General features: G+C 37.4%; 5 protein-coding genes, 15 tRNA genes, 1 rRNA gene and 2 pseudogenes. 2 read left to right on the top strand and 21 right to left on the bottom strand.

The annotated features are described in order from the left end of the window. Positions 1-688: 688 nt before the first annotated feature. Both ACFSCX_RS24790 and queG read right to left on the bottom strand, forming a co-directional pair. Positions 689-1,567, bottom strand: a complete 879-nt coding sequence (locus ACFSCX_RS24790; RefSeq protein WP_377930959.1) for an amidase domain-containing protein — start codon at positions 1,565-1,567, stop codon at positions 689-691. Between the two features lie 54 nt (positions 1,568-1,621). Then, complete coding sequence (queG, locus tag ACFSCX_RS24795; protein ID WP_377930960.1) at positions 1,622-2,764, bottom strand: tRNA epoxyqueuosine(34) reductase QueG; 1,143 nt, start codon at positions 2,762-2,764, stop codon at positions 1,622-1,624. A 78-nt stretch (positions 2,765-2,842) separates the two neighbouring features. Between queG and ACFSCX_RS24800 the strand changes: the two genes are divergently transcribed. Next, complete coding sequence (locus tag ACFSCX_RS24800) at positions 2,843-3,508, top strand: B3/B4 domain-containing protein (RefSeq protein WP_377930961.1); 666 nt, start codon at positions 2,843-2,845, stop codon at positions 3,506-3,508. Positions 3,509-3,568: 60 nt separating this feature from the next. Here ACFSCX_RS24800 and ACFSCX_RS24805 read toward each other — a convergent pair. The 3 genes and pseudogenes from ACFSCX_RS24805 to ACFSCX_RS24815 all read right to left on the bottom strand — a co-directional run. Then, positions 3,569-3,642, bottom strand: a tRNA-Gly gene (locus ACFSCX_RS24805). 299 nt (positions 3,643-3,941) lie between these two features. Then, the gene (locus tag ACFSCX_RS24810) at positions 3,942-4,910 is read right to left on the bottom strand and encodes a methyl-accepting chemotaxis protein (RefSeq protein ID WP_377930963.1); all 969 of its coding nucleotides are present in this window, start codon (positions 4,908-4,910) and stop codon (positions 3,942-3,944) included. Further along, positions 4,887-6,080, bottom strand: a pseudogene (locus ACFSCX_RS24815) (HAMP domain-containing protein); the annotation flags it as partial. The pseudogene ACFSCX_RS24815 and the gene ACFSCX_RS24810, both read right to left, overlap by 24 nt. A 652-nt stretch (positions 6,081-6,732) precedes the next feature. Between ACFSCX_RS24815 and ACFSCX_RS24820 the strand changes: the two are divergent. Beyond that, positions 6,733-7,026, top strand: a complete 294-nt coding sequence (locus ACFSCX_RS24820) for a hypothetical protein (RefSeq protein WP_377930962.1) — start codon at positions 6,733-6,735, stop codon at positions 7,024-7,026. Between the two features lie 573 nt (positions 7,027-7,599). Here the strand turns inward: ACFSCX_RS24820 and ACFSCX_RS24825 are convergent. From ACFSCX_RS24825 to rrf, 16 genes and pseudogenes are all read right to left on the bottom strand, one after another. After that, a pseudogene (locus ACFSCX_RS24825) lies at positions 7,600-8,337 on the bottom strand (tyrosine-type recombinase/integrase). 149 nt (positions 8,338-8,486) lie between these two features. After that, positions 8,487-8,567 (bottom strand) — tRNA-Leu (locus tag ACFSCX_RS24830). Between the two features lie 7 nt (positions 8,568-8,574). Beyond that, positions 8,575-8,648, bottom strand: a tRNA-Cys gene (locus ACFSCX_RS24835). A gap of 2 nt (positions 8,649-8,650) precedes the next feature. After that, positions 8,651-8,725 (bottom strand) — tRNA-Gly (locus ACFSCX_RS24840). Between the two features lie 63 nt (positions 8,726-8,788). Then, a tRNA-His gene (locus tag ACFSCX_RS24845) sits at positions 8,789-8,864 on the bottom strand. A 9-nt stretch (positions 8,865-8,873) separates the two neighbouring features. Continuing rightward, a tRNA-Trp gene (locus ACFSCX_RS24850) sits at positions 8,874-8,947 on the bottom strand. Between the two features lie 9 nt (positions 8,948-8,956). Then, positions 8,957-9,041, bottom strand: a tRNA-Tyr gene (locus tag ACFSCX_RS24855). 39 nt (positions 9,042-9,080) lie between these two features. Further along, positions 9,081-9,156, bottom strand: a tRNA-Thr gene (locus ACFSCX_RS24860). Between the two features lie 163 nt (positions 9,157-9,319). Beyond that, a tRNA-Phe gene (locus tag ACFSCX_RS24865) sits at positions 9,320-9,395 on the bottom strand. A 145-nt stretch (positions 9,396-9,540) separates the two neighbouring features. Further along, positions 9,541-9,616 (bottom strand) — tRNA-Asp (locus ACFSCX_RS24870). Between the two features lie 4 nt (positions 9,617-9,620). After that, positions 9,621-9,697, bottom strand: a tRNA-Met gene (locus ACFSCX_RS24875). Positions 9,698-9,759: 62 nt separating this feature from the next. Next, positions 9,760-9,835: transfer RNA gene (locus ACFSCX_RS24880), tRNA-Val, on the bottom strand. Positions 9,836-9,843: 8 nt separating this feature from the next. Further along, positions 9,844-9,918, bottom strand: a tRNA-Glu gene (locus tag ACFSCX_RS24885). 15 nt (positions 9,919-9,933) lie between these two features. After that, a tRNA-Ser gene (locus ACFSCX_RS24890) sits at positions 9,934-10,025 on the bottom strand. Positions 10,026-10,029: 4 nt separating this feature from the next. Further along, positions 10,030-10,104: transfer RNA gene (locus ACFSCX_RS24895), tRNA-Asn, on the bottom strand. A gap of 161 nt (positions 10,105-10,265) precedes the next feature. Then, positions 10,266-10,381, bottom strand: a 5S ribosomal RNA gene (gene rrf / locus ACFSCX_RS24900). Between the last annotated feature and the right edge of the window lie 202 nt (positions 10,382-10,583).

Raw genomic sequence — 10,583 nt, forward strand, 5'->3', positions numbered from 1 at the left:
ACTCTTTTACTTACCTCGTTGATTATTTACTTTCCTTTGCGAACGATTTACTTACCTCGTTTGCTTTTTTACTTTCCTCTGTGACTCTTTTACTTACCTCGTTGCTTTTTTACTTTCCTCTGCGAACGATTTACTTACCTCGTTTGCTTTTTTACTTTCCTCTGCGACTCTTTTACTTACCTCGTTGCTTTTTTACTTTCCTCTGCGAACGATTTTCTTACCTCGTTTGCTTTTTTACTTTCCTCTGTGACTCTTTTACTTACCTCGTTGCTTTTTTACTTTCCTCTGTGAACGATTTTCTTACCTCGTTTGCTCTTTTACTTTCCTCTGTGACTCTTTTACTTACCTCGTTGCTTTTTTACTTTCCTCTGCGAACGATTTACTTACCTCGTTGCTTTTTTACTTACCTCTATGACTCTTTTACTTACCTCTATGACTCTTTTACTTACCTCGTCAATTATTTACTTTCCTTTGCGAACGATTTTCTTACCTCATTTGCTTTTATACTTACCTCTGTGACTCTTTTACTTACCTCGTCAATTATTTACTTACCTCTTCGACTCTTTTACTTACCTCGTTTGCTTTTTTACTTTCCTCTACGAACGATTTACTTACCTCGTCTACAACTATACAAGACATAATCAATTTAACTTACTTCCTCTAGTTCAAATATAGGATCTACTCACATTTACTCACTGTCATCAACTATATGAAAAAAAGCATATTTGATATTCGGTGTGTACGCTGTAGAGTCTTCATATGCCCAGTACCTCATTCTACTGTTATACGTATGGGCATTCACGAGTGGCATTCCATCGGAGTCTTTTGCAACCACAATCGTATTGTGATTATACTTCCCATCTCCCTCAAAATCGTAGCAAATGACATCGCCTAGCTTTAATTCAGTGGCACTTGCTTTCTTTATTGCCCTAAGTCCTGATTTTGAGTTTGACAGATATACTTTTAGCGCATTTGCGACCGACCAACTGTAACTCCATGAGTCTCCTGTCATCCACCAGCCCTTACTCCGATTTGGATAGCCAGACATTGGAGCTCCGCCAGCATGAAGACATTGTGACACATAATTCGTACAATCCACTTCAAACTTCTTATATTTCGGATTGTACGAATTCCACCACTTCTCTGCATATTGTACGGCAGCCCTTCGATCATATATAAAGCTTTGACGTGAAGTCTCATCTGTATCGATTCGGTTTGAGTCCATCCATTCCTCTCTTCCTAGAGGAAGTAGGATATCTTGGTGCACTTTGCTATCCTTAATGAGCGCTTGTCTTTTCTCTTCATATTCCTCTAAACGTAAGGAATCTCCTTGTTTAATGAAATCCCTAAAGGAAGCAGAATAGATGATTCGATAATTGTTATTATCTTGTTGAATATCCTCGATTTTACAATTAACACGACTTTTTACGATTTTTGCTTCTCTTTCAGATAAGGAAGCTAGTCTTCTTAATTGCTCTCTTCCAACTTCAGAAGAAATTGCTCTATTTCCAACCTGTAATTCTACTCTCGCGGTTAAATATTGTAGAAGGAGTTCTTTTATATTCATACGGTACACCTCTCTAACATAAGGTTACTAATACGTATGAATATAAAGGTATTCTCATGACTTTTTACCCTCTAACATTTGAATTCCTTTATCAATCTCCATCAAAACTTCTTCATCCTTTTCCTTTTCTCTCGCTAGGAGTAAAAATTCCCTACTTTCTGTATCACCGATTTTCCCTAGTGCCCATGCCGCAGTACCTCTCATAACAGGACGAGGGTCTTCCTTTAATACTTGTTTGATGTCTTCTATTGCTGTTCTATCCTTGTAATGGGCAAGGGCAATGAGGGCATTTCGTTGTATTGGCTTCTTACCGCGCCAAGAACCTGAGATTGGTCCGAATTTTTCTTTAAACTCGCGATTTGAAATGAATAATAATGGCCTTAGTAAAGGTTTAACAACTTCAGGATCGGGTTCCATCTCTTCGTGAAAATGAAAATCCTTCCCCTTATTTTCTGGGCAAATGGTTTGGCACGTATCACAGCCATATAAACGGTTTCCTAGCTTCTCACGATATTCATCAGCTAAGAACCCTTTTGTTTGTGTTAAAAATGCAATACATTTATTAGAATCAAGCTGTCCCCCTTGAATAAGTGCTCCAGTTGGACAAGCATCTACACACTTATTACAAGTCCCACACCGATCTTCAAGTGGAGTATCAGGGATGAATGGAACTGTCGTAATCATTTCTCCTAAATAAACATAAGAACCATATTCAGGAGTGATAATGGAACAGTTCTTTCCACTCCAGCCTATGCCTGCTCGCTCTGCAACAGCACGGTCCGACAGCTCTCCTGTATCAACCATAGATTTCACTTTAGCTTCAGGGACACGTTCAAGGATAAATGCTTCAAGTTTTTTCAATCGATCTCTTAACACATAGTGGTAATCTTGTCCCCATGATGCACGGCAAAAAATACCACGCCTTTCAGTCTTTGTACTTCTAGGAGCATTCTTTAATTTTGATGGATAGGCTAACGCAATCGCAATTATAGATTTGGCTTTAGGAAGTAATAGTTCTGGGTTTGTTCGTTTTTCTATATCTGATTCTTCAAAACCCGACTGATAACCTAATTTCTGTTGCCTTATTAATCTTTCTTTTAATTCATCAAATGGAGAAGTGCTTGCAAAACCGATTTTATCAATGCCAATTTGCTTGCTGTATTCAATAATCTCCTGCTGAAGCTTTTGAATGTTCATACGTATCACTCCTTTCTTGAAAAGATTGTCTTTTACATATATATTGAATAATACCACATTAATTGGAGGGTATTAATATTGTACATTGAGCTACATAAGGAACTAACGGAACTTGTATCTGGATTAAAAATTGGCTGCATTGTTTATAAAGACATTACAATTAGTAACTCTCCTCAAATGATTAGAGGACGTTTACAGCTTTATCAAGAATCGATTGCTTTTGAACTAGATGAAAAGCCTCTTACTCAATATAAAGGTATTACTGAATGGAGATCCATCTTCAAGCAGATAGGTATGGATCCAAGTCGATATCGACCTTCCCATGAAGCTTTACTGAGACGAATTGCCAAAAGACAGTTTGTTACATCCGTGAATTCAGCTGCAGACATTAATAACTTCTTCTCCATACAATATGGACTACCAATCGGAATTTATGATTTTGATAAGATTGTTGGCAATGTAACAATTCGATTAGGATCAGAAAATGAAAATTATGAAGGATTAAATAACCGTGATATACATGTTCATAATAAGCTGATTAGTTCAGATCAATTAGGGCCATTTGGAAGTCCATTTGTAGATTCAAAGAGAACGTGTGTAACTGAAGATACTACAAATGCTTTACAAATTATTTATTTAGATCCTTCAATGACGAATGAAAATGCTCATGAACTTTTAAATGCTATTCATCACATGTTCACTCAAGTTAATGGGGGTACTGCGGACTGTTTTGTAAAACAGTAAAAAACGCAATGCCCCGTTTTTCAATGAAACGAAACACTGCGTTGTAAACAAAGTTAAGTATGGAGCGGGTGATGAGAATCGAACTCACGACATCAGCTTGGAAGGCTGAGGTTTTACCATTAAACTACACCCGCAAATAGCTGGTAAAAATAAAAAACAGGTTTAGCCTGTTTAGATCAAGTATTTCTTAATAGAACATTTTTTAGTTTACACGAGCATAGATTATAAGTCAATAATAATTCCGTTTTTTTTGTCGAAAATTGTTCATGTACTATTTGATCTTAAACTTTGATAGCATCCGATTAAACAAACGTAGTTAAATCTTTCTATAAATTTAACGACTCAACCACTTATTGTTAAATATACAATGGTTGAGTCGTTTTAAATGTAACTAAAATTTGTACAGTTTTACCTTAATGCTTAGAGTTATATATTATAGTTGAAACTTGTTTACCGCTTCTCTTAAGCGTGTAGTGATCGAATCTGTTTCGTTAATAAGTGACTCCACTTCTGCCGAGTAGTTCTGAACATTTATACCCTTGTCTGCAATATCTGAAGTTCCACTAGCAGCTTCATTAATAGCAATAGAAATCTCACTGATGGATTTTACTATATTTTGAATATTATTATTTAGACTAATCGCATCTTTATTAAAGTGGTCCATTGCAGTACTAAAGTAACCAGCATCTTTTGAATATTGTTCACCAGTCTCTACCATTAATTGATAATCAGAAATAACGTTTTTATCAATAAAGTCCAATACTTTTTCAGAATTATCTTTTAGCCCTTCTACTGATAGGATGACCTGTTTTACTACATCTTGGATTTGTGCTATTGCATTTTTCGAACCGTCTGACAGTTTTCGGATTTCATCTGCAACGACCGCAAATCCTTTACCTGCTTCACCTGCTCTAGCAGCTTCAATGGCAGCATTCAATGATAATAAATTGGTTTGTTCAGCAATTTGAAGGATTGAATCCGTTAAAACATGAATTTGATTCACAGCTTTCGACTGTTCAATTGACTCTTTTAACCCATGATGTAACTCTTCTCGAATTTGGTTTGCCCTTTCAGAAGAACTAATAACATTATTTCGTAATGCTTCTGCACGCTTACTAATTTCAAGAGTTGTATTCTTACCATCTTCAGTCCGATTAGCTATACTCTCTATTGATGCTCCAATACCTTCAGACGAGTTAGTCACCTCATGAATAGAAGCAGCAGCCTCTTCCATTCCAGCAGACATTTCCTCCGTAGTAGTCGACACTTCCTTAAGCTGTGTATTCAAGTTGGTAATATGTAAGCCAGTTGTACCAACAGAATGATCTAGCTTCGTTGACTGTTCGTGAACCGCATTAACAATACTTCTAATTGAATTTTGCATGGCTTCGATAGAACTCATTAGTACTCCAGTTTCGTCCTTCGATTTCTTTAACTTTTCAGGTATTTCCTTCGTTAAATCTCCTGTTGCAACGGTCTTCAAATGTTCTGCTGCATTATAAACTGGTTTTGAGATACTTCTTGCCAAATAAAAGATAAACAAGCTAGCTAATAGAATTGCAATTCCTATCACGATTAGCAAGCCAACTATTACATTATTAGCTTCTGACTTATAAGCACTTACTGGCATATACGTAACGACATAAGTTCCGTACTTTTCGCTTTTTTGTACGGCAGAAATATTCTCAACTCCATTTAGTGTGAAGTAATTAATTTCTGTCTTTTCCTCTTGTATCTTTGTAAAGAAAGGGACTAGCTCTTCTCCTTCACTAAAATTAAGGTTCAATATTTGATCTGGATTAGAGGATGCTACGACCAAACCACTTTCATCTAATATGATGGTGTTCATTTCCGAATTGGATTTCACAATTTTTTCAGTTAAAACATTTAATACAACGGGTGATCCAAATAACCCAATTCCTGCTGTCTCTGACGCATTAGGTACAGCTGTCATTATAATCATAGAGGGTAGTCCAGAGACTGGGGAGGCTCCTGGTGCTCCGACCATTAGAAAGTCTGCCGGTAATGCCTCTACAGCTTCAGATTGATTAGCTTGTTCTTCATTTTCTTCTGGCTGTTCAGTTTGTTCTTCTTCCTCAGCTAATTTTTCCATCACACGAATTGATTTACCTCCAACACTATCCATAATTACGTCAGGACCATACATAAAGAATATATTTTCATATAGTCCATTTGACTCTTTGTATATTGCTTCTATTCTTTTCGTTATTTTTTCCTCTACTACTGGATCTCGCTGTTGTGAAACCAATAGCTGTTCATAGTAATTCACTGTGTACGGTTCACTAGCAATCATATGCGCTTTCTCAGCTAAATCATCTAACTTCATTTCAAATTGATTATTCTTTTCAATGGATAGACTAATGAGAGAATCCTCTATTTTTCCCTTTACGGAGTCTGTGATGGTCTTAGTTGAATACCACAAACTGATACCCATTGGAATAATCATACAGGACAAAGATACGAGGAAAATTTTAATAAATAGGCCCCGAGCATTCAGTACTCTTCTTTTTAAATTCAATTTAGTTCTCATTATTTTTTTATCCACAGTCATCCCCCTCAAAATAGGTATAAAGAATTAAATATAATTGCTGTTAACAATGATTATAGTGAAATAAATAGTAAAAATCTACTGAATTTTGTCGAAATATGTACTATTTTGTAAATTAATATTTTGTAATTGCAACTTTTTAAAGAGATTATAATACTTGAAATGATAGAGAGGGTTTGAATGGAGCAGTATTTATAACATAAACAAAATTTGAAAGCGACGAAGCACCTTAGACTTCAAAGTATAATAAATCACAATTGTATACATTTATATGACAAAAAGGACGTCTAGCAAATAGCTAGACGTCCGTAATATGTAAAGATTCTTTGAATGTCATGATGATACCGGTGGTCGGGGTCGAACCGACACTCCAGAGGAACACGATTTTGAGTCAAGTTCCTAAATAAACCGACTGTTAGTATACGTAAAACGCTTGATATTTAAATAATTCTACAAGCAATAGTTTGTATGGAGTATTTTTCTATGCACACGATTAGCTAACAAAAGTTATTATATGATTTTATTTATACTCATTGCAACCTTCTTCGACAAAAAACTTCATTGTAAATTTCTAACTTATTGTCTTACACTTATATTATGCTGTTTCCAATGCAAAAGTGCTTATAATACTAGTTCTTAAAAGGGGGAAAGTAACATGTTTACAGCTAGAGGAATACTAAAAAATGACACTACTAAAACATCCTACACAGTCACATACACTACTAAAGGACTGTCAGGAGATTTACCATTCATTGAAGCTATAAACCGTCTAGCACGACAATTAGAAGCGAATAAGGACACGTTAATTCCTTGCTATGATACTTCAGTTAAAGACTATACTAAGGACGGTATTATTGTCTGTGCTATGATAAGACTGTTATGTAATGATGAGGTTAAGTGGGAAGGGAATTTACCTGAATTAGACTCTCTTGAGGATGTATTATATTAATTAAATTCTATCCATAATTAATCATTTCATAAATACTAATACCAGTGTATGTAACAACGAAAATAGCTACAAAGAGTTTAAGAAAAAAATCTTTAGGAAGTTGAATTTCGTTCCTGATTACTTTCCCTAAGATACTGAAATAATGATGTGTAAATGCAGTCGCTATTGAAAGTATCAATGTTAACGTTATAGTCCCTAGCATAATGAAGTACCTCACTTATATAGTCTAATAGTTATTTTAACAAAAAAAATTGCCACCAGTGAAATAAATCACTAAGTGGCTTTTTATCTTACCTACTACATCATTTTTGCTAACAGTAAGGTCAATGTTATAGTTAATTTCTAAACCTGAATAGACAAAACTTTTTCGTCCTGCATTTACTAGTATCAAGATTTAAACTATACAAAATCTGAAACATATATTACTAAAGAAGGTATGGTTAAGTTACAAACTAAGTGGGACTCAAAAAGGCAGGGCTTTTATTAATGATGTTTTAGGTAAAAGAGGAATTGAAACCATTATAGAAAAAAGGTGACTACTTTATAGTAGCACCTTCTTATACCTTTATTCATCTATAATCTTAGAACTTTAAGTGGAGAAAATCTCTTATGACTCTCTCTTACATCAGAACCAAAAAGGTTTACATAAGTCTTTACAATCTCCATACTGGTATGACCTAGAATAGTCTGTAATTCAAAGATATTCGCACCTTGCTGTACACTTAACTTAGCAAATGTATCTTATGTCATTAAACGATAAGCCAGTCAGTTCATTAACACGTATACCAGTCTCAAGCAATAATAACATTATGGTATAGTCACGAACACCTGTAAAAGTGCTTAAATCAGGTTGCTTAAATAACTTTATTAGCTGTTCCTTCGTAAAAGTTGGTATGACTCTTTTTCTATCCTTCAGCAGTTTAATATTCTCCATAGGATTAGAAGGAATATGCTTTTTCTTATGTAGGAAATTAAAAAATGCACGTAAAGCACCGTAGTCGAGTATTAATTGATACAATGCGACTTCCCTTATAATTCTTCAGATACAGTATGACATTTTCCTGAATGTGTTCTTCAGTAATATTATAAGGTTTTAGTAATTCTGTATTGATATCCTGTTCACCTAACTGATTTATGAAAGCATTAAACTCATTCATATAGTACTTTATTGTATGGGGGTCGTAAATTACGTAATTCACAGTCCTTTATAAAAAGGGTTATAGCGTCTTGGAATGACTCTACATGTACCCTTTCAACTTTTTTTATAACAGCTAATTCACCTTCATCAAGAATATTTTTACGTCTAGCCATAGAAAATTCCTCCTGTCTATGCACACGATTTGAAATATTTTGTTAGGCTAATATGGGCATTAAAAAACGCCTTCCTACTACTTGTAGAAAGACGTTAAAAACGTTGATATTACTTAATTCTCTGCAATTCACGTATGTAAACATTTAGATACCGGTGGTCGGGGTCGAACCGACACTCCAGAGGAACACGATTTTGAGTCGTGCGCGTCTGCCAATTCCGCCACACCGGCAAAATATTGGAGGCGGCAACCGGATTCGAACCGGTGGTAAAGGTTTTGCAGACCTCTGCCTTACCACTTGGCTATGCCGCCATTGGAGCGGAAGACGGGATTCGAACCCGCGACCCCCACCTTGGCAAGGTGGTGTTCTACCACTGAACTACTTCCGCAACAATTAATGGGTAATGATAATATATGCAACAATGTTAAAAAATTGACAGTTCTTTTTTTAATGGGGCGACCGAAGGGAATCGAACCCTCGAATGTCGGAACCACAATCCGATGCGTTAACCACTTCGCCACGATCGCCATCATAATTGGCAGGGGCAGTAGGAATCGAACCCACACCAAGGGTTTTGGAGACCCTCGTTCTACCGTTAAACTATGCCCCTAAAAATAAATGGTGGAGGGGGACAGATTCGAACTGCCGAACCCTGAGGGAGCGGATTTACAGTCCGCCGCGTTTAGCCACTTCGCTACCCCTCCACATATTAAAAATACTTTTCTTCTTAACTGAAAAAAAGCTGGTGCCGGCTATAGGATTTGAACCCACGACCTACTGATTACAAGTCAGTTGCTCTACCAACTGAGCTAAGCCGGCATATAAAGATGTTCTACTAATTTAGCTTTTGTGCTAATTATCGTCGTCCCAATCTCAGGAAGTTTATTCAAGCTGCTTCTTGATTGGTACGCTGAAGTCTATTCTTCGATGTTCATTCCGACGTGCTCTACCAACTGAGCTAAGCCGGCAAAATAATAGAAACTGGTGGCTCGGGACGGAATCGAACCGCCGACACAAGGATTTTCAGTCCTTTGCTCTACCGACTGAGCTACCGAGCCATTAATAATTTTGCTAAAACCAATGTTATTATTTTCTACTTAGCAAAGCTTCGTCATGATGCAGTTCGATTGGTAAGCTGTAGTTGGTTCGAAGAAAATTATTCGAACGTGCTCTACCCACTGAGCTACCGAGCTTCAATAATAATGGCGGTCCCGACGGGAATCGAACCCGCGATCTCCTGCGTGACAGGCAGGCATGTTAACCGCTACACCACGGGACCACTTTGGTTGCGGGGGCAGGATTTGAACCTACGACCTTCGGGTTATGAGCCCGACGAGCTACCAGACTGCTCCACCCCGCGATAATATAAGGAAACCTAACATTCTATAAACTATATCTAGTTTCTCTCTAAGAAAATAACAATGGTGGAGGATGACGGGATCGAACCGCCGACCCCCTGCTTGTAAGGCAGGTGCTCTCCCAGCTGAGCTAATCCTCCAATATTTATGGTGACCCATACGGGATTCGAACCCGTGTTACCGCCGTGAAAGGGCGGTGTCTTAACCGCTTGACCAATGGGCCATATTTTAATTATTGTGGCGGAGAGCGAGGGATTTGAACCCTCGAGACAGTGTTACCCGCCTACACGATTTCCAATCGTGCTCCTTCGGCCACTCGGACAGCTCTCCAAGTTGGCTCCACCAGTAGGATTCGAACCTACGACCCTTCGGTTAACAGCCGAATGCTCTACCGCTGAGCTATGGTGGAATAATAAATCTGTATATTGATACGCATTCTGTACCTATCAAGACTGAAAGTCCCGATTTCAGAAAGCCTATTCAAGATGGAGCTCAATCGGTACGCTGAAGTGTCACAGTGAAGCATATTCGGACGTGCTCTACCGCTGAGCTATGGTGGAATAATGAATAGCCTGGCAACGTCCTACTCTCACAGGGGCAATGCCCCAACTACCATCGGCGCTGAAGAGCTTAACTTCCGTGTTCGGAATGGGAACGGGTGTGACCTCTTCGCCATCATTACCAGACTATTAATTCATCACTATTTGATAGCGACTCTTTTTATTATACTGATTTTATTCAGTATTTCAAGGGGGAATTTGTTCCCTCAAAACTAGATAACAATTTTGTATTCATGAAAGTTTTTGTCCAGCTACGGCTCCTTGCCTCTCGAGGTCGAATAACCTTCATCTATCAAAAGTCTATCGACTTTTGCAGCTGAAGAACATT

The sequence above is a fragment of the Bacillus salitolerans genome, from assembly GCF_042680805.1.
In the GTDB taxonomy this organism is placed as follows: Bacteria; Bacillota; Bacilli; order Bacillales; family SA4; genus Bacillus_CJ; species Bacillus_CJ salitolerans.